Source organism: Pseudonocardia thermophila (assembly GCF_900142365.1).
GTDB classification, from domain to species: Bacteria; Actinomycetota; Actinomycetes; order Mycobacteriales; family Pseudonocardiaceae; genus Pseudonocardia; species Pseudonocardia thermophila.
The window spans coordinates 120,740-140,079 of the sequence record NZ_FRAP01000019.1 but is presented as its reverse complement, the minus strand read 5'-3'; the positions used below and the strand labels follow the sequence as shown (position 1 = coordinate 140,079).

The window sequence follows — 19,340 nt, the reverse complement described above, 5'->3', positions numbered from 1 at the left end:
ACACCCATAGAGTGGGAAGTCATGTATAGTGACACCATCGCCCAACGGGGCGAGGTGGCCTGAACCTCAGCCTCTCGCGAACCCAGGACGGTTCAACCCACCCCGCCAACACCGTGCCCACCCCACCCACCCTGACCAACCACACCCACATCCCCAACACACAACCACTCAGCCCCACCGCACACTGGATCCCCGTCGAACCCCACTCACCGCCGGTACAGGCCGAGCAGCCGCGGGACGCCGGCCGGCAGAGCTCGTTCGAGGCACCGCGAGCAGGAGCGTTCGGCGTCACCTCGCCCGGACTGATCGGGCTGGGTGCGGCACCGGCTGCGCTCCCCGCACTGCTCTCCGACGCCGACCTGCTCTCACTGGCCATCGGCGGGTTCGGCGTCGTCGTCGGCGCGGTCACCGCGATCATCCAGCACCGACTCCGCGCCTGGCGCGCAGCGCGCTCGGAACGGCGCGCAGACGAGGCGCTGCCAGTGCCACCCGCCTTGCCGCCGCCGTGGCCAGCAGTGTCGCCGACCGGCCCGGCCGGCCCGCTGAACGAGGTGACCGACGAGGCCGGACGGCGCATCGCGCAGGATCCTCGTCTGGGTCTGCGCGCGCACCCCGTGGTTGCGCGAACGGTCGCCGTGGTCGTCACCGTGCCCGGCGGCTTCGCCATGAACGGGACCGGTGTGCTCTACCGGCTGGAGAACGGCTCGGGCGTGGTCCTCACCAACAGCCACGTGCTCGCGCCTCCCCCGCTGCCGCGCGGTGTACCCAACCCGGACGGACGGATCGAGGTCCACATCGCAACCGCGGACGGCGTCATCGTGGTCGCAGCCCGGCGCCGGCCGGTGGAACGGGTCGAGGTCGAGGCTCATCTCGTGCTCGCGCACGCCATCCGCGGCCTGGACTCCCTGCGGGTCGGCAGCGTCGATCTGCTCGACGTGGCGGTGCTCGAGGTCGACGACCCGCGGCTGACCGGCGTGGTGTTTCCCCCGATGGATCTGGCGCGACCCCCAACCCCGGGAACGTCCGTGGCGTGGATGGGGCATCCCGACGTCACCCTGGGTGTTCGCGACCGCGACGGGCGCCCCACGCTCAGTCAACCCGGCCAGCTCGTGGCCGTGGTCGGTGCGGTCGAGCCCCTCTCGACACTCGATCCCACCGCCGATGGCTCGCTGTTCTTCCAGATCGACGACGAGCGCGCGGAACAGGGGGCTTCCGGTGGGCCGGTCGTAGAGCTGAAGACAGGGGCACTGGCCGGCCTCGTCACCGCGGCCGAGCTGGTCGACGACGTGACGAGCGTCGAGGGGACCTACTCGTTCATCGAGACCCGGTACCGCTCGACGATCATCATCAACGCCGTGGTGATCTGGGCGGTCCTCGCGGCCGCGAAGGAATGGTCGAGGCCGCGACCAGTCGTGCCGGGCCGGTCCGATCTGGGTGATCTGGGTCCGAGGGGCTGGTGGTTGTCGGACGTGATCCAGCGGGTTCAACGGCGTTGGACCGACGCGCAGCACGACCGGGCCGCGCTGCGCCGGCTGGTAGTTGATCTCAAGGGCCTGCGGCCGTGGCTGACCGCTCATGAACAGGCCGTGCTGACCGAGGTGCTGGATCCGCGTCTGCTGCGGCCGGTGGACCCGGTGCGAGATGCCGCGCCCGAGGATGGGCCGCCGGTGGGGCCGCTGGGCCGGAACCTGACCCCGTACGAGTCGAAGGTCCTGGTCGAAGCGGCCGCGCAGCTGGTGCGCGAGCATGGTCCGCCGTCCGGTGAGGTGCTGCTCGTCGAGTTCGAGGAGCTGGCCGGTGCGCTCGAGAGGGTTCGGTTGCTCGACCCGGATCCGTTGGCCGAGCGGGTGTTCGCGGTCGGCGTCGTCGTCGACGGTCGCGGCGTGGTCGTGATGCCGCGGGAGCGGTACGAGCTGCTCTCGCGGATCGGGCTGCTGGAGGCCGTGCTGGTCCATGAGCGGACCTTCCACATCGGCGAGGTCGCTCGCGCCCGCGGGCACGACGAGGCCGAGCACGCCGCTGACGCCGCCCGGTTGATCCGGGCGATCGATCAGGAAGCCGCACGCAGCCGGGTGGATCGAGCCGGCGGTGAGGACCCCCGCCTCGCTGCTACGAACCCGGCCGATCCCCGCCTTCTGGGTGCGGGCAGGCCCCGCGCTGGAGCGGATCGCGCGGTTCGGTGACGCTTCCGCTCGGCTGCCCCGGCTCGCCGAGCTCCTCGCCGCCGGCGGCATGCGCAAGTGGCCGCTCGCGGACGGCTACCGGCCGTGGGTCGAGGCCGTGCTCGGCTCGCCCGAGTGGCTGGGGTCGTGGTGGGTGAAGGCGTCTGCCCGAGCGCGCAGCTCTCGGCGTCCTCGTCGCGGCCGCGGGCGGCCCGGTGCGGCTGCAGGAGCTGCCGTGCAAGCGACGGGAGGCGCGGACCCTGGTCCGGCTGGCCCGGCTGTTCACCGCGCCGGCTCTCGCTCCCCACGCCGAGCTGATGAGCCGCCTGGCCGGTGACGCTCGAGGACCCGGCGGTCCGCGGAACGTGGCTCCGGCTGGCCGACGCCGTCGTGCGGGCCGGTGTGAACGCCGACGACCAGGTCCGCGAGCGGATCATCGACGCGCTGGAGGAGTTGGCCGGGGCGCTGGCGGGGCCGGGCGGGTCCGCCCAGAGCGGATCCCCGATGCCCTCTCCCGGACCGCGACGGCCGTCCTCGACGTCCGTGATCCGGCTGCTGCACCACGCCCGACCGCATCCAGGCCTGGGAGACGGCGACGTGGCGAGTCCGGGTTCGCCGGTGAGGGAGCCGGTCGTCCTGACGTCCGTGGTGCCGCGGACGCCCTGGAGGGGCTCGCGACGCCCGAGTTCCCCACCGGCCGGTGCCGCCTCACCGGGAGTTCGTGCTCCGTGCGCGCAGCGGCGCGCTGCGGCACGACTACGACCTGGTCGCCGGACCGGTTCTGCGCAACCCCAGCAGTTTCCTCACCGAGGGCGAGCAACCGGTCGTGCGGGGCACGCAGGTCGCGTTCCACACCGAGCGCGCGGTGCGCGTCCGCCCCGCGCACCTCGCCGCCGGATCGGGCGCGGGCACGGCGCACGGGAACCGGTTCGCCTGCCGGTGCGGCGAGACGCACCGGGGTCGCCACGGGGCGGTCGGGCTGCTGGCGTGGTTCCGCGACGCGACCGGCGCCGACTGGTTCCTGCTCCAGCGGCGCTCCCGCGGAACCGACCTGGGCGGGACGTGGGGCTGCCCGGTGGTGCCCGGGAGCGGGGAGAGGACGCGAGACCGCCGCCCGCCGGGAAGGGCGCGAGGCCGGTCTGGACCGGGCCGGGTACGAGGTCCGCGGCACCTGGATCGACGACCACGGCGCGCCCGGTCGTCCACGTACTGCCGGCCCGGCTCCGGGACCGGGTCGGCGGATCGGTGAACCGCGAGAGCACCGAGCTGCGGACGGTGCGGTGCGAGGACGTGCGCAGCCTGGACCTGCACCCGGACCTCGCAGCTGCCTGAGACGAGGTGGTGCGGGCGTTCTTCTCGGGGTGGCCCGGCGACTCTGCGGGCCGAGGTCGCACCCGTGCTGGCTGTGCTGCCGCTCCTCGTCGGCGTGCTCGATCACGTTGCCGGGACGGCGCTGGTGGTGGCCTTCACGGGTTTCCTCGTCGCCGCGGCGCGACACGTGCTGGTGCGCGGACCACCCGCCCGGTACGTCGACGCTCTGGGTGCGGCGGTGCGCGCATGGGGCGCCCGGCTGCTCGGTGCGGCCGCCATCGCGGGCGCGTTCCTGCTCGGCCGCTCGCACCGTGGCGACGGTGCTGTTCGCGGCAGGCCGTGTCGACACCGAGTAGATGCACCGCGGCACCGAGTCGGAGCACCAAGGGGGTACCGAACAGCTGCGGCGGAGATCGATCGAGGCGGTGACCGGACACTGCCGACGTCGACGTTCCGGCGAGCACCACTGCTGCCGTTCGTCCGGACGGGAAGCAGCTAGGAACCGCTCTGACCAGTCCATTGTCGACAGTGGTCGTAGTCGTGACGTACGCCACTACTGCCAACACGTGTCGGATGTAGACGTTGTTATGGCATCGGCGGGTCGCCCCGGATACGGTGTCCCGGTGCTCCCGCCTGCTGTGCCTTGTGGAACCTGATGGCATCCGCACGCGTCTACGCCGGCCGGTCCGCTGAACAGCGCCGTGCGGAACGGCGTAACCGGTTGCTCGCCGCAGGTCTCGACCTGTTCGGCGGGCAGGGTTACCGCAACACCTCCATCGAGGCGCTGTGCACCGCGGCCGGTGTCTCCACCCGGGCGTTCTACGAAGAGTTCACCGGGCGCGAGGATCTGCTGCTGGCGCTGCACGACCAGGTGGCCGCCCGCGCCTACGACGCCATGGTCGAGACGGCCGCCGCGCTGGGCGACGTCCCGCTGCCCGAGCGCACCGACGCGATCCTCTGCGCGTTCGTCCGGGCTGCCTGCACGGACCCGAAGGCGGCGCGGATCGCGTTCGCCGAGGTGCTCGGGGTGAGCCCGGCCGTCGACCAGCACCGGCTGCAGTGGCGCAACCGCTTCGTCGAGTTCGCGATGGTCGAGATCGGCCGGGCGATCGAGCGGGGCGAGGCGCCGCAGCGCGACCACGGCTTGACCACGATCGCGCTGATCGGCGCGGTGAACGAGCTGGTGGTCGAGTGGGTCGTGCGCGGGCGGACCGTGCCGCTGGAGACGATCGCCACCGAGGCGGCCCGGATGGCGTACGCGGCGTTCACCGCGAGCTGATCCGGTCAGCCCGCCTCCACCAGCGTGGCGAACTCCGGCAGGACCAGCTCGCGCCGTCCGGGGCCCATCCGGTCGAAGGCGGCGCGCCGGCGCGTGTCGTCGAGGTCGAACCCGGTGTGCTCGAGCAGCAGCCGGGTGCCCTTGCCCTCCGGCACCAGCCGCCGGATCAGCGTCCAGTCGGCGAACGTGTTGACGAGCCGCTCCGGCTCGACCACCTCCAGCACTTCGCAGGGACCGCCCCCCAGCCGGGCAGCTGCAGGTGGAACCTGTGCCCGACGACGGGATGTCGCCGGGCGCCCACCAGCGGGCGATCTCGTTCGGATCGGTGAGGCCACGCCGCACCCGCTCGGGGTGGTGCGGCGACGAACTGGTCGACGGTGATCGTGCCGGAGCTCATGCTCGGTCTTCCCCGGATCGGTCCTCGCCGCTCTCCTCGTCGCGCTCCGCGCCGCTCTCCTCGACGACGTCGGTGAACGTCCGCAGCCGTGCACGCCAGGACTTCTCGAACGGGTGCAGCCACTCGCCGACCTGTGCCAGCGGCTCCGTGACGAGGTGGTACGTGCGGGTGCGGCTGTGGGGGACGTCGCGGACGAGCTCGGCCCGCCGCAGCACCTGCAGGTGCTCGGCGACCGCCGGGCGGCTCAGGTCGAACTGCGCGCCCAGGTCGCCCGCGGTGCGCGGGCCCTCGGCGAGCAGCTCCAGCAACCTCCTGCGCACCGGGTCGGCCAGCGCGAGGAAGACGGCGTCCTCGGTCACTCCCGAACGTCACGTCGGAGACTCCCGACACATCAAGGGTTGGTGTGCACCAGCAACGGGACGAGCTGCTCCGCGGGCGTCAGCGACCCGTGCTGGCCGGGCAGCTCGGCGAGCACCGGCTCCGCATCCGACCGCACGACGACCGCGTCGCCGCGCATCGCCGCCACGACGTCGCCGATCCGCTCCCGCATCCCGTCCGGGACGTGTCCGAACCAGCCCTCCTCGATCGCCTGCTCGCCGGGTACCACCCAGGCGTCGTCGCCGAGCACGGACCGCCAGGCGGCGAGCGCGTCGGGCAGCGCGCCCTCGCGCACGTACACGTGCCGGGCGCGGGGATCGCCGCCCAGCATCTCCACCCCGTGCTGCAGATCGCGATCACTGTCGGCGTCGTAGCGCGCGCCGGCGGTGACCATGCCGTGGTCGCCCGTCACCAGCAGGGTCGAACCGGCGGGCAGCACCTCGGCGACGTCCGCGGCGAGCCGGTCGACCTGGCGCAGCTGCATCCGCCACGCCAGGCTGCCCGGGCCGTGCGCGTGGCCGAGCCCGTCGAGATCGGCCGTGTAGCCGTAGCAGAGCGCCGGGCCCGGCACGTCCACGGCGGCGAGGATCCCGGCGACGAGGTCCCCCAGGGCCCACGTGCCGCGGAAGCGGCCGCCGCGCAGCGCCGCCCGTGTCAGGCCGGTTCCGCGGAACTCGCGCTTGGACACGACGGTCACCGCGGCGCCGGCGGCCTCGGCCCGCTCGAACATCGTCATCCGCGGTTGGAGGTCCTCCGGCGGCTCGACGTGGAGCATGTCCGCCGGCTCGGGGTCGCCCGCCGACGTCCAGTGCAGGCTGTCGAGCAGCTCGCCGTGCGGCGCGCGGAACGACACGCCGAGCATGCCGTGCGCGCCCGGCGGCACCCCGGTGCCGAGCGAGGTCAGGCTGATCGGGGTGCTCGACGGGAACCCGACCGTCAGCGGGCCGGCGTCGGTCATCGCGGACAGGAACGGGGCGTCGGCGGCGTGGTCGCGCAGCAGCTGGGCGCCCAACCCGTCCACCAGCAGGACGACGACGGCGCGGGTCGGCGGCAGCGCCAGCGCTCCCTCGGCCGCCGCAGGCGCGGGGAGCCCCATCGCGCGCAGTGCGGCGGGCAGCACCTCGGCGAGCGAGCGCACACCGTACTCGGGCAGCAGCACACTCCAACCCTCCCATGTCCGGGGATACGGTGGGCGGGTGACCGAGGGGCCGACCGACACCGCGCTCCCGCACGGGATGCGCGTGCGGCTCGACCGCGGGGTGCGGGTGCTCGACGACGGTCGCGCGCTGGTCGGCGGAGCCCCACCGCGGCTGATCCACCTGAGCCCGGCGGCCCGCGGCGTGCTGGGTGGGCGGCGCGCGCTCACCGTGGCCGACCCGACCTCCCGCGTGCTCGCCCGCATCCTCCTGGACGCCGGCGCGGCCCACCCGGAGTACGAGCCGCCGGACGCGGTGCCGCCGCCGACCGCGGTGACGGTGGTGGTGCCGGTGAAGGACCGCACCCGGCCGCTGGCCCGGCTGCTGGCCGCCCTGTCCGCCCGGACCTCACCGGTCGGTGAGGTGATCGTCGTCGACGACGGCTCGACCGATCCGGGTGCGATCGCCGCCGTCGCCGCCGAGCACTCCGCGCGGGTGCTGCGGCACGAGCGCTCCCGCGGCCCGGCGGCCGCGCGCAACACCGGGCTCGCCGCCGCGCGCACCTCGTTCGTGGCGTTCCTCGACTCCGACGTCGTCCCGGAACCCGGATGGCTCGCCCCGCTGCTCGCGGCGTTCGCGGATCCGGCGGTGGCGCTCGCTGCGCCGCGCATCGTCGCGCTGCCGCCGATCGAGGGCTGGCTCGGCCGCTACGAGGCGGTCCGCTCCTCGCTGGACCTCGGTCCGGATCCGGCGCTGATCGTGCCCCGCACCCGCGTGGCGTACGTGCCGAGCGCGGCGCTGCTGGTGCGGACCGCTGCCGTCGGGGCCGGGTTCGACGAGGCCATGCACGTCGCCGAGGACGTGGACCTGGTGCTGCGGCTGCACGCCGCCGGCTGGCGGCTGCGCTACGTGCCGGCGGCCCGGGTGGCCCACGACCACCGCACCGCGCTGGGCCCGTGGTGGCGGCGCAAGGCGTTCTACGGCTCCGGCGCGGCCCCGCTGGCGCTGCGGCATCCGGGTTCGGTGCCGCCGATGGTGCTCTCGCCGTGGGCGGCGACCGTCGGGGCGGCGCTGCTGGTCGCGCGGCCGTGGGCGGCCGGGGTCGCCCTCGTCGCGAGCGCGGTGGCGACCGAGCGTCTGGCCCGCAGACTGGACCGGCTCGCCCGGCCCCGGGCGGTGGCGGCGCGGCTGGTCGCGCTCGCCGCGGCCGGCGCGGTGGGCCAGACCGTCGACGCGGTCACCCGGCACTACTGGCCGGTGGCGGCCGCCGCGGCGCTCTGCTCGCGCCGAGCCCGCCGCCGGGTGCTGGTGGTGGCCGCGGTCTCGGCGGTCGTCGACTGGGTCCGTCACCGCCGCCGCGATCCCCGCGCCCGCCCCGGCCTGCCGGGGTACGCCGCCGCGCGGACGCTCGACGACATCGCCTACGGATCGGGCCTGTGGTGGGGTGCGCTGCGCCACCGCACGCTCGCCCCGCTGCTCCCGTCGGGACCCGGCAAATCGGCCAGCCGTCCTTCGGGGTTACTCCGAAAGCGTGTTAGGGAAACCTCGCTTCCAGCCGAATCTGCGGTTCCAGATCCGAGCTGACTCCGTACTTGCGGATCCAGTGGCCGTCCGGCGGAATTCCGCCGATTCCCCGTCGAAAGGCCGGTTGCGCTGGTGGATCACCAGCGGTGTGATGTGCCCGCCGCCACACTTTGCGAGGAGAACCCCATGACACAGATCCGGGTCACCGTCGACGGCGTCGAGTACGCCGACGACGTGGAACCCCGCATGCTGCTCGTCTACTACCTGAGGGAGCGCCTCGGGAAGACCGGAACCGTCGTCGGGTGCGACACCAGCAACTGCGGTGCCTGCACCGTCCACCTGAACGGGCAGAGCGTGAAGTCGTGCTCCGTACTGGCCGTGCAGGCCGACGGCGCCGAGGTCACGACGATCGAGGGCATCGCCCGGGACGGGCAGCTGCACCCCGTGCAGCAGGCCTTCCACGACAACCACGCCCTGCAGTGCGGGTACTGCACACCGGGGATGATCATGCAGGCCATCGACCTGCTGGGGGACAACCCCGACCCCGACGAGCAGGAGATCCGGGAGGGCCTGGAGGGCAACCTCTGCCGCTGCACCGGCTACCACAACATCGTCCGTGCCGTGCAGGACGCCGCCCGCCGCATGAAGCCGGGCGCCTCCGCCGACACCCCCGCGCCGGCCGCCGTCGCCGGAGGAGGTCAGTAAGTGACGACGACCGCCGAACCCGCCACCCCCGTCTCCGAGATCGGCCGCGCCCGCACCCGCAAGGAGGACGCGCGCCTCATCACCGGGCGCACCCGCTGGACCGACAACATCACCCTGAACGGGATGCTGCACGCCGCCATGGTGCGCAGCCCCGTCGCGCACGGCCGGATCACGAGCATCGACGTCTCCGAGGCGAAGAAGATGCCCGGGGTCGTGGCCGTGTTCACCGGCGCCGACCTGGACTCCGAGCAGTCCGGGCTGCCGTGCGCCTGGCCGATCAACGCCGAGGCGACCCCGCCGCGGCACGTCTCGATCGCCGTCGACAAGGTCAACTTCGCCGGCGAGATCATCGCTGTGGTGGTCGCCCGCAGCGCCGCCGAGGCGCGGGACGCCGTCGACGCGGTCGAGTTCGACATCGAGCCGCTCGAGCCGGTCATCGACCTCAACGACGCGCTGACCGACCGCACCGTGATCCACAGCGAGCTGGGCACCAACAAGTGGGTCACGTTCCCGTTCGACTCGGTGGCGGCGGGCGCGACGTCCGGCCCGTCGGCCGACGAGGTCATCGCGGCGGCGGAGAACGACCCCGACTCGGTGGTCGTCACCCGCACCTGGCGGCAGCAGCGGCTGATCCCGGCCTTCATGGAGCCGCGCTCGGTCGTCGTGGACCCCACCGGTGAGCAGCTGACCGTCTGGTCGTCCACGCAGATCCCGCACGTGCTGCGGACGATGCTCGGCGTCACGCTGGGCCTGCCCGAGCACAAGCTGCGCGTCATCGCCCCCGACGTGGGCGGTGGCTTCGGCGGCAAGCTGCAGGTCATCCCCGAGGAGATCCTCACCATCCTCGTGGCGAACAAGCTGCGCCGCCCGGTGAAGTGGACCGAGACCCGCTCCGAGTCGCTGGTGTCCGGCCACCACGGCCGCGACCAGATCCAGACGGTCACGATCGCCGCGAAGAAGGACGGCACCTTCACCGCGCTGAAGTTCGACTTCATCGCGGACATGGGCGCCTACTTCGGCCTGTTCACCCCGGCCGTGCCGGTCTTCGGCGCGTTCATCGGCCCTGCGGTGTACAAGTTCCCGGCCTACAAGGCGGTCTTCACCGACGTCTTCACCAACAAGACGCCGACCGACGCCTACCGCGGCGCCGGGCGCCCGGAGGCCACGTTCGCCGTCGAGCGCATCGTCGACGAGCTGGCCGCCGTGCTCGGCCGCGACCCGATGGACCTGCGCAAGCAGAACTGGATCAAGAACACCGAGTTCCCGTACACCAACGCGGGCGGGCTGACCTACGACTCGGGCAACTACGAGGCCGCCACCGAGAAGGCCCTCGAGCTGTTCGACTACGAGGGCCTGCGCCGCGAGCAGGAGGAGCGCCGGCGCAACAACGACCCGGTGCAGCTGGGCATCGGCATCTCGGTGTTCACCGAGATGTGCGGCCTGGCCCCGTCGCGGCTGCTCGGCGCGCTCGGCGCCGGCGCGGGCGGGTGGGAGCACGCGGCCATCCGCATGCTGCCCACCGGCAAGGTCGAGGTGGTCACCGGCTCCTCGGCGCACGGCCAGGGCCACGAGACGGCGTGGAGCCAGATCGTCGCCGACAAGCTCGGCGTGCCGTTCGAGGACGTCGAGGTGCTCCACGGCGACACCCAGGTGTCACCGAAGGGCATGGACACCTACGGCTCGCGCTCGCTGCCCGTCGGCGGCACGGCCGTGGTGAAGTGCGCGGAGAAGGTGATCGAGAAGGCCAAGAAGGTCGCCGCGCACCTGCTGGAGGCCGACGAGAGCGACATCGACTTCGCGGCCGGCCGGTTCAGCGTCCGCGGCACCGACAAGGGGATCACGATCCAGGAGGTCGTGTTCGCGACGTTCCTGTCGCACAACTTCCCCGAGGGCGTCGAGCCGTCGCTGGACTCGGAGTACACCTTCGACCCGGAGAACTTCTCGTTCCCGCACGGCACGCACCTGGCCGCGATCGAGGTCGACACCGAGACCGGCAAGGTGCACCTGCGCAAGTACGTCTGCGTGGACGACATCGGCTCGGTGGTCAACCCGCTCATCGCCGAGGGGCAGATCCACGGCGGCCTCGCGCAGGGCATCGCTCAGGCCCTGTACGAGGAGGCCAACTACGACGAGCAGGGCACGCTGGTCAACGGCACGTTCGTCGACTACACGCTGCCTTCGGCGGCCGATCTGCCGAGCTTCATCACCGACCGCACCGAGACCCCGGCGACCACCAACCCGCTGGGCGTCAAGGGCGTCGGTGAGGCCGGCACCATCGCGTCCACGCCGGCGATCGTCAACGGCGTGCTCGACGCGATCCGCCACCTCGGCGTCGAGCACGTCGAGATGCCGTGCACGGCCCAGCGCGTGTGGCGGGCGATCCAGGAGGCCGAGCAGCAGGGAGGGGCACAGTGATCCCGGCCAAGTTCGACTACGTCAAGCCGGCATCGCTCGCCGACGCCGTCGCGGCGCTGCAGCAGGCCGGGGACGACGCCAAGATCATCGCCGGCGGGCAGAGCCTGCTGCCGGTGCTGCGGCTGCGCATGGCGGCGCCCTCGGTGGTCGTGGACCTCGGCGGGATCGCCGAGCTCAAGGGTATCCGCGAGGACGGCGACAAGGTCGTCATCGGAGCGATGACGCCGTACTACGACATCCTGCGCGACGACCTGGTCAAGCAGCACCTGACACTGCTCGCGCAGGCGGTCGCGACGGTCGCTGACAACCAGGTCCGCCACCGCGGCACCCTCGGCGGCGCGCTCGCGCACGCCGACCCGGCGGGTGATCTGGGCGCCCCGGCGCTCGTGCTGGACGCCGAGATGGTGATCACGGGACCGGGCGGCACCCGCACGGTGGCCGCGGCGGACTTCTTCCAGGGGCTGTTCTCCACGGCGCTCGGCGAGGCGGACATCCTCACGGAGATCCGCTTCCCGAAGTTCACCGGGTGGCGCACCCACTACGAGAAGTTCAACCGCACCGCGCAGGCGTGGTCGATGGTCGCGGTCGGCGTCGCGCTCAAGATCGACGGCGGTACGATCTCCGAGGCTCGGGTCGGGCTGACGAACATGGGCGACCGGCCGCTGCGGGCCACCGCGGTCGAACAGGCGCTGGTGGGGCAGCAGGCGACGGCGGACGTCGCGAAGGCCGCAGCCGCCCATGCGGCGGAAGGCACGGCGGCCCCGAGTGACGCGGACGCCGCGGCCGACTACCGTGAACACCTGGCCCGGGTGCTCACCGGCCGCGCCGTACTCGCGGCCGCAGGCTGACCACGAGTTCGCAGAACGCGGACGCCTGTCTCCGGTGGGGGCAGGCGTCCGCGTCGTTTCAGAGGGAGACCGCTACATGCAGCTGGAGAACACGTTCACCATCGCAGCGCCGATCGACAAGGCGTGGAAGGCGCTCAACACGCCCGAGACGGTCGCCCCCTGCTTCCCCGGCGCGACGCTGACGGACTACCAGGGCGACGAGTTCAGCGGCACCGTCAAGGTGAAGCTGGGCCCGATCTCGCTGACCTACAAAGGCAAGGGCGTCTACAAGGAGCGGGACGACGCCAACTACCGCGTGGTCATCGACGCGAGCGGTCGGGACGCGCGCGGCAACGGCACCGCGAGCGCGATCGTCACCGGCACCCTGACGGCCGACGGGCCGGACAAGACGTCGGTGAAGATGGTCACTGACATGACGATCACCGGGAAGCCGGCCCAGTTCGGGCGCGGGGTGATCAACGACGTCGCCAACAAGATCATCGGCCAGTTCGCGGCCTGCGTCGCTGAGAAGCTGACCGCCGAGGAGGCCCCGGCGGAGGAGGCGCCCGCCGCCGCGGAGGCGAAGGAGGAGGCCCCGGCCGCTCCGGCCAGCACCAACGGCTCGACCGCGCCGAACGCCGCGCCGGCCACGTCGACCGCGCCCAAGCCGGCCATGCGCAGCGACGTCGACGCGATCGACCTGCTCGACACCGCGGGTGCGCCGGTGCTGAAGCGCCTCGCCCCGGTGATCGGTGGCGTGCTCGTGCTGCTGATCCTGCTGGCGATCCGGCGCAGCCGGAAGTCGGCTGAGTGACCCTGAGGCCCTGAAGCCGGAAGCGGCCGCCGTGCCCGGTCCGACACCGGGTGCGGCGGCCGTTCGCGTCTTCAGCCGGACCGGGAGCGGTCCGCCTCGTCGATCTCGTCGATCTCGTCGGGCTCCTCGGAACCGCGGGTGAGCGCGGCGAGGAGCTTCTCCTCGGTGATCTCGCCGCGGTACTGCTTGCCGTTGACGAACAGCGTGGGCGTGCCGCGCACCCCGGACCGCACACCGGAGTTGAAGTCGGCCTCCACGCGGTCCTCGACGAACTGTGTCTTCGGCCACGTCACCTTCTCCGGCGGGATGCCCAGCTGCTCGGCGTACCCGCGGATGTCGGCCTGCGTGAGGTGCGGTTCGTCGCCGGAGAAGAGCAGGGCGTGCATCTGCCAGAACTTCCCCATCAGCGCGGCGCCCTCGGCCGCGACGGCCGCCGACAGCGCGAAGGGGTGCACGTCGGCGAGGGGGAAGTGGCGGAACGCGAAGACCAGCCGGTCGCCCAGCTCCGCGCGGACCTCCTCGATCACGGGCGCGGCGGCCCGGCAGTACGGGCACTCGTAGTCGCCGTACTCGACCAGACTGAACTCCGCCCCGACGAACCCCTGCAGGTGGTCGTACGGGCCGATCGGTGGATCGAGTGAAATGACCGCCTCGCTAGTGCTTCGATGGTGTCCGTGGCGATCACCACCTTATCCGAGCGCGGCGAGCTGAGCAGGGCCGCGAGGAACTTCCTCAACACGGAATCCGGCGCCGCGGTGCTGCTGCTGACCGCGGCGGTGATCGCTCTGCTGTGGACGAACCTCGGCCTCGGCTACGAGGATTTCTGGCACACCGAGTTCGCCGTCTCGCTCGGCGACACCGCGCTCTCCCTGGACCTGCGGCACTGGGTCAACGACGCCCTCATGGTGCTGTTCTTCTTCAGCGTCGGACTGGAGATCAGCCGGGAGATGGTGCTCGGCGAGCTGCGCGGGCTGCGGGCGCTGGCCACGCCCGCGCTGGCGGCGATCGGCGGGCTCACGGTGCCGGCGGCGCTGTTCCTGCTGTTCAACGCGGGCGGGCCGGCCGCGGGCGCGTGGGGGATCGCGATCTCCACCGACACCGCCGTCGTGATCGGTGTGCTCGCGCTGGTCGGGCCGCGCTGCCCGGATCAGCTGCGGGTGTTCCTGCTCGCGCTGGCGATCGTCGACGACATCGGCGCGGTCGCCGCCATCGCGATCTTCTACACCGAACAGGTGGACGTCAGCGCGCTGCTGCTGGCCGGGCTGGCCTTCCTCCTGCTGCTGTGCCTGCGGTTCGTCAACTTCTGGCGCACCCCCATCTACGTGCTGATCGGGGTGGTCATGTGGCTGGCCACGCTGCGGTCCGGCGTGCACCCGTCGGTGGTCGGTGTGGCGATGGGGCTGCTGGTGAACGCCTACGCGCCGCGGCGGTGGGACATCGCCCGCGTGCAGCTGCTCGGCCGCAGCCTGGCGTTCGACCCGAGCCCGGAGCGGGCCATGGCCGCGCAGGCCGCCGCGGTGGAGGCGGTCTCGCCGAACGAGCGGCTGCAGCTGCGCATCCAGCCGTGGAGCAGCTACGTGATCGTGCCGGTGTTCGTGCTGGCCAACGCGGGCGTCGTGCTCAACGCCGAGACGCTCGGCGCAGCGCTCACCTCGCCGGTCACGATGGGCATCGTCGTCGGCCTCACGCTCGGCAAGTTGATCGGTGTGACCGGTGGTACGTGGCTAGCGCTGAAGACGGGGATCGGCTCGGTGCCCGACACGCTGCGCTGGGGCCAGATCGTCGGCGGCGCGGGCCTGGCCGGGATCGGGTTCACGGTGGCGCTGTTCGTCACCGAGCTCGCCCTGGACGACGAGGCGCTGGTCAACCAGGCGAAGATCGGCATCCTGGCCGGCTCGATGAGCGCCGCGCTGGTCGGCTGGCTGATCTTCCGGCTGGCGGGGGAGCGGGGCGGGCAGTGCGCGCCGTCCGGGCTGCCGGTGCTGCCGCCGCGGCCGTGGCGCCCGCCGGCCTGAGGGAGGATGGACGTATGCGGACCGGGCCGGGCAACTCGCTGACCGACGTCGAAGGGCTGCGGGTCGGCCACGCCGAGGTGACGCGCGGCTTGAGCGGCACGACCGTCGTGCTGGCCCCGGAGGGCGGCATGGTGGCCGGCGTGGACGCGCGCGGCGCCGCGCCCGGCACCCGGGAGACCGACCTGCTGCAGCCGGGCAACATGGTCCAACGGGTGCACGCGATCGTCCTGTCCGGCGGCAGCGCGTTCGGGCTGGCGTCGGCGACCGGGGTGATGGAGGAGCTGGAGGCCGCGGGCGTCGGGCTGCCCACGTCGGGCGGGATCGTGCCGATCGTGCCCGCGGCGGTCGTCTACGACCTGGGCCGCGGCGGGCCCGACGGGCAGCGCCCCGGCCCGGAGACCGGCGCGGCCGCGGTCGCCGCGGCGACGACGCAGGTCGGCACGGGCTGCGTCGGGGCCGGCACCGGAACGGTCGCGGGTGGGCTCAAGGGCGGTGTCGGCACCGCCAGCGTCGTGCTCCCCAACGGCACCACCGTGGCCGCGCTCGCCGTCGTGAACGCGGCCGGATCACCCGTCGACCCCGCCACCGGGCAGCTGCTGGGTGCCCGGCACGGCCTGCCCGGGGAGTTCCCCGACGAGCCCGTCGACGCCGAGGCGGTGGCGGCCGCCCGCGTCGTGACCCGGGCGGTCCCCGGCACGCACACGACGCTCGCCGTCGTCGCTACGGACGCGACCCTGGACAAGGCCCAGTGCGCCCGCCTGGCCACGATGGGCCACGACGGGCTCGCCCGCGCCATCGCGCCCGTGCACACGATGTTCGACGGCGACGTGATCTTCGGGGTGTCCACGGCTGCCCGGCCGGTGCCGGATCTGATGCAGCTCTACGACCTGCAGGCCGCCGCGGCCGACGTCGTCACCCGGGCCGTGGTCCACGGGGTGCTGGCGGCCACCTCGGTGCGGACCGAGGGCGGGGCGTGGACGGCGTACCGGGACGCGGCGGGGCTGGCCTAGTACTGCGGTGCGTGGAGATGGCACGAGAGTGGCTCTATTGCCATCTCCCGACGGGAATGTGGCTCACCTGTCATGGGCGGGGTTCCCACCCGACGACACCGGTTCTGTGGGTCCGGTTCACCTAGTCGTCGGCTCTCGGGCGACTCTGGCGGAACCGGCCACGGCTTGTGACGATCTGTGCACCGAAGGTCATCCGATGAGGGGGGGCAGGGCGCACCTTTCCGTTCACATGTTCCGAGCTGGTGTGCCCGATGCACCTCACTCCCTGCTTTTTCACTTCCTGATGGGGAACAACTGGAGCCGCCGACCCTCGATCCCGGGTTCCCGTGCTTCGCCGCGTCTGCGTTCCGCAGGGTGGACAGGCCGGCGTGGGCGGACTACGTCGATCAGCGCTTCGCCTTCAACTGGCATGTTCTCGTGAGGACCTCGGTCGTGCTGGTCACCGAGGTCGACGGGCACTGGTTCGCGGTGACCTTCGACAGGGGGCACTCGCTGCTGCGGCACGAGCTGCTCGTATCCGACTTCGGGCTGCGCACCACTGCGAACTCCCTGCCGCCCACCGGCTGGCAGTCGGTCACGACGGTGAGCCTGCGTGTTCCCGGTCGCCGCACCGACCAGCGGCTCGCGCGACCGGGAGACCGTGGCTCCTTCACCGTCGATGTCGAGAACGAATGGACGCACACGCTGGGCGGTGTGACGAGCGGGGACGTGGTGCAGGCTCTCAGCGGGTCGGAAGCGCTGCGCGTTCGCGTGCCGCAGTCACACCGATTACCGCAGCTGCCCGACCTCCTCGCGCATCTGTTGGACCGTTACCGCGCCACCGACTATCGGGAGCGTTTCGGCTTCATCGACCAGGTCGTGCCGCTGAGCAAGGGTGACCCTCGTTGTGCGGACCTCGACCAACTCATCACGCGGAGGTTGCATCCCGGCCGGGGAGACGGGCTGACCGTTGTCGCGCCGCTTGATCTCGATCCTGAGTCCGGGCTGTCGTTCCGTCTCCCGGGCCGACGCCGGCCCCTCCACCTCGATCAACTCGTGCACGCCGCATCGGGAAGCACGAAGCCTCTCGACATCCGTGTACACGTCCGAGACCCGGACGGATCGGAGATCGGTACCCGCCCCGTCCGGGAGTTCCTGTCGGCTGAAGCCGCCCTGGACGACGGATTGCCCTACGTTCTCTCCGGCGGCCGGTGGTTCGCCGTTGCGCGCGACTACTTCCGCGAGCTCAAGCGCATTCTCGACACCGTTCCGGTGATCAACCTCGAACTGTCGAAGTGGTACAGGTACTTCACCGAGGAGACCTACAACCGGCAGGCGGCCGACGAGCTGTCCTGGCTGCTGCTCGACCGAGCTCCCTTCCGGGGGCTGGACCGGGCGCACGATCTCGTGGAGATCGCCGACCTGGTCAACCCCGACATGGACTTCGTGTTCTGAAGCGGCTGCGAAGCGCCGCCGGGATGTCTCACCTGTTCGCGCAGGGCAGCGTGTCCGCGCGGCTGTACACCGGCGACGCGGCGTACCGGCGCTACGCGGACGAGCAGGTCGAACGACGCTGGCCTGGCCTCGGGGGAAAGTCACCGCGCATCGTCCACGCGATCGGAGTTCGCAGGCGCCGCCGGGTGCCCGACGAGATCCCGTTCTTCAGCAGGGTGCATCTCCGGGAGAAGGTCGAGGTGATCCGGCAGACGTACGGGCTCGACGTCGCGCTGACGGCGATCCCGCTGACGGACATCGCGCCCAACCTGCACGTCAGCGGGCTGCCGAGGCCCGACAGGGACACCGACGACCAGGCCGACATGCGGTTGTTCTGATGCTGGGCCGTGCGACCTTCCGCAAGGACCGCCCGCTCGTCGGAACGAGGCCGCTCAGCCGCCCGCGAACGGCGGCAGCACGTCCAGCGTCGCCCCTTCGTGCACGACCTGGCTCTTGTCCCGCACCGCCACCTCGTCGAGCAGGAAGCTGCAGCGCTCGAGGACCCGCGCGAACTCGGTGTCGTGGCGGGACCGGGCGGCGGCGAGCGCCTCGTCGATCGTGGCGCCGGCGGGGACCTCGAGCTGCTCCTCGGCGGTCCCGGCGGCGGCCTTCGCGGCTGCGAAGTAGCGCACGGTCAGGGTGACGACGGCGGTCTCCGTTGTCTGCACGGTCTTCATCGTGCCTAACCTCCGATCGCGCTCATCGGCCGGTCCGGCTGCAGGAAACCGGGCTCGTCGATGCCGTGGCCGGCGAGCTTGCCCCACATGGCGGCGCGCCAGGCGTCGGCGATCTCCGCGTCGGTGGCGCCGCCGCGCAGCAGCCCGCGCAGATCGGTCTCGGTGCGGGCGAACAGGCAGGTGCGGACCTGGCCGTCCGCGGTGAGGCGGGTCCGGTCGCAGGCACCGCAGAACGGGCGGGTCACCGAAGCGATCACGCCGACCACCGCCGGACCGCCGTCGACGAGCCAGCGCTCGGCCGGGGCACCGCCGCGCTCGGTCGGGTCCGGGGTGAGGGTGAAGCCCTGCTCCAGCAGCTGCAGGATCTCGCCCGCGGTGATCATCTCGGAGCGCTGCCAGCCGTGCTGGGCGTCGAGCGGCATCTGCTCGATGAAGCGCAGCTCGTAGCCGTTGTCGACGGCGAACCGCAGCAGGTCGACGGCCTCGTCGTCGTTGACGCCGCGCAGCAGGACGGTATTGATCTTGATGGGTTTCAGGCCCGCGGCGCGGGCCGCGGCGAGCCCGTCGAGCACGTCGGAGAGCCGGTCCCGGCGGGTGATCGTGACGAACCGCTCCGGTCGCAGGGTGTCCATCGAGACGTTGAGCCGGTTCACCCCGGCGTCGGCCAGCGCCTGGGCGCGGCGGGCCAGGCCGACGCCGTTGGTGGTGAGCGAGATGTCCGGGCGCGGCTCCAGAGCGGCGGCCGCGGCGATCAGGTCCTCGAGGCCGCGGCGCAGCAGCGGCTCGCCACCGGTGAAGCGCAGCTCCCGGATGCCCAGGTCGTGCACCGCGATGCGGATCAGCCGCAGCAGCTCCTCATCGGTCAGCTGTTCCTCGCGCGGCATCCAGTCGAGCCCCTCGGCGGGCATGCAGTAGGTGCAGCGCAGGTTGCAGCGATCGGTGAGCGAGATCCGCAGATCGGTCGCGACCCGGCCGAACGTGTCGATCAGGCGCGGGTCGGCGGGGCGGTCCGGGGCTCGCTGCGCCGACCGGCGCACAGCGGGGAGACCGAGCTCGGTTGCCGTCACAAGCATGAGGGTAGCTGTGCAGTGTCGCCCGGATCACGCTGGTGAACAGGAGTTTTACAGTATCTCCGCGACTGCGGGAAAAGATCGTCTCCCGATCCGCAGCTGCGGTATGCCTGCTCGCCGATCGGCTAGGTCGGAGGTCCTGAACCA

Annotated in this window: 15 protein-coding genes and 1 pseudogene; 10 read left to right on the top strand and 6 right to left on the bottom strand. The window is 72.3% G+C overall.

The features are described 5' to 3' along the window. Window positions 1-113: 113 nt before the first annotated feature. The gene (locus BUE41_RS23000) at window positions 114-2,183 is read left to right on the top strand and encodes a S1 family peptidase (RefSeq protein WP_073459334.1); all 2,070 of its coding nucleotides are present in this window, start codon (window positions 114-116) and stop codon (window positions 2,181-2,183) included. 1,945 nt (window positions 2,184-4,128) lie between these two features. Beyond that, the gene (locus tag BUE41_RS22990) at window positions 4,129-4,752 is read left to right on the top strand and encodes a TetR/AcrR family transcriptional regulator (RefSeq protein WP_073459330.1); all 624 of its coding nucleotides are present in this window, start codon (window positions 4,129-4,131) and stop codon (window positions 4,750-4,752) included. A 5-nt stretch (window positions 4,753-4,757) separates the two neighbouring features. Here BUE41_RS22990 and BUE41_RS31460 read toward each other — a convergent pair whose 3' ends face one another. From BUE41_RS31460 to BUE41_RS22975, 3 genes are all read right to left on the bottom strand, one after another. Then, complete coding sequence (locus BUE41_RS31460) at window positions 4,758-4,976, bottom strand: SRPBCC family protein (protein ID WP_200804070.1); 219 nt, start codon at window positions 4,974-4,976, stop codon at window positions 4,758-4,760. A 169-nt stretch (window positions 4,977-5,145) separates the two neighbouring features. Then, complete coding sequence (locus BUE41_RS22980; protein WP_073459328.1) at window positions 5,146-5,508, bottom strand: ArsR/SmtB family transcription factor; 363 nt, start codon at window positions 5,506-5,508, stop codon at window positions 5,146-5,148. A 32-nt stretch (window positions 5,509-5,540) separates the two neighbouring features. Beyond that, window positions 5,541-6,686 (bottom strand): alkaline phosphatase family protein, encoded by a 1,146-nt coding sequence (locus tag BUE41_RS22975; RefSeq protein ID WP_073459326.1) that lies wholly within the window; start codon window positions 6,684-6,686, stop codon window positions 5,541-5,543. A 37-nt stretch (window positions 6,687-6,723) separates the two neighbouring features. Here BUE41_RS22975 and mftF point away from each other — a divergent pair, with 37 nt between their 5' ends. The 5 genes from mftF (at window position 6,724) to BUE41_RS22950 (ending at window position 12,948) form a co-directional block, all read left to right on the top strand. Further along, window positions 6,724-8,247 (top strand): mycofactocin biosynthesis glycosyltransferase MftF, encoded by a 1,524-nt coding sequence (gene mftF / locus BUE41_RS22970; protein WP_073459324.1) that lies wholly within the window; start codon window positions 6,724-6,726, stop codon window positions 8,245-8,247. Between the two features lie 126 nt (window positions 8,248-8,373). Beyond that, on the top strand, window positions 8,374-8,892 hold the full coding sequence (locus tag BUE41_RS22965) for a (2Fe-2S)-binding protein (protein ID WP_073459322.1): 519 nt from the start codon (window positions 8,374-8,376) through the stop codon (window positions 8,890-8,892). Further along, window positions 8,893-11,307 carry a xanthine dehydrogenase family protein molybdopterin-binding subunit gene (locus BUE41_RS22960; RefSeq protein WP_073459320.1) on the top strand — a complete coding sequence of 805 codons (2,415 nt, stop codon included), beginning with the start codon at window positions 8,893-8,895 and terminating at the stop codon, window positions 11,305-11,307. It begins immediately after the preceding gene. Beyond that, a complete protein-coding gene (locus BUE41_RS22955) occupies window positions 11,304-12,155 on the top strand; it encodes an FAD binding domain-containing protein (RefSeq protein WP_073459318.1) in 852 nt (283 codons plus the stop codon). Before BUE41_RS22960 ends, BUE41_RS22955 begins: the two co-directional genes overlap by 4 nt. A gap of 76 nt (window positions 12,156-12,231) precedes the next feature. Further along, window positions 12,232-12,948 carry an SRPBCC family protein gene (locus BUE41_RS22950; protein WP_073459316.1) on the top strand — a complete coding sequence of 239 codons (717 nt, stop codon included), beginning with the start codon at window positions 12,232-12,234 and terminating at the stop codon, window positions 12,946-12,948. Between the two features lie 71 nt (window positions 12,949-13,019). Here BUE41_RS22950 and BUE41_RS22945 read toward each other — a convergent pair whose 3' ends face one another. After that, complete coding sequence (locus tag BUE41_RS22945) at window positions 13,020-13,556, bottom strand: DsbA family protein (protein ID WP_268794538.1); 537 nt, start codon at window positions 13,554-13,556, stop codon at window positions 13,020-13,022. Window positions 13,557-13,622: 66 nt separating this feature from the next. Here BUE41_RS22945 and nhaA point away from each other — a divergent pair, with 66 nt between their 5' ends. The 3 genes and pseudogenes from nhaA to BUE41_RS22930 form a co-directional block, all read left to right on the top strand. Then, entirely contained in the window at window positions 13,623-14,963 is a 1,341-nt protein-coding gene (gene nhaA, locus BUE41_RS22940; RefSeq protein ID WP_200804069.1) for a Na+/H+ antiporter NhaA, read from the top strand. Window positions 14,964-14,977: 14 nt separating this feature from the next. Continuing rightward, the gene (locus BUE41_RS22935) at window positions 14,978-15,973 is read left to right on the top strand and encodes a P1 family peptidase (RefSeq protein ID WP_073459381.1); all 996 of its coding nucleotides are present in this window, start codon (window positions 14,978-14,980) and stop codon (window positions 15,971-15,973) included. 177 nt (window positions 15,974-16,150) lie between these two features. After that, window positions 16,151-17,647: pseudogene (locus BUE41_RS22930) on the top strand (DUF6119 family protein); the annotation flags it as partial. Between the two features lie 191 nt (window positions 17,648-17,838). On the opposite strand, the gene BUE41_RS22920 reads toward BUE41_RS22930, so the two are convergent. Together BUE41_RS22920 and moaA are read right to left on the bottom strand one after the other, a co-directional pair. After that, entirely contained in the window at window positions 17,839-18,123 is a 285-nt protein-coding gene (locus BUE41_RS22920) for a MoaD/ThiS family protein (RefSeq protein WP_073459306.1), read from the bottom strand. 5 nt (window positions 18,124-18,128) lie between these two features. Continuing rightward, complete coding sequence (gene moaA / locus BUE41_RS22915; RefSeq protein WP_073459304.1) at window positions 18,129-19,196, bottom strand: GTP 3',8-cyclase MoaA; 1,068 nt, start codon at window positions 19,194-19,196, stop codon at window positions 18,129-18,131. Window positions 19,197-19,340: the final 144 nt, after the last annotated feature.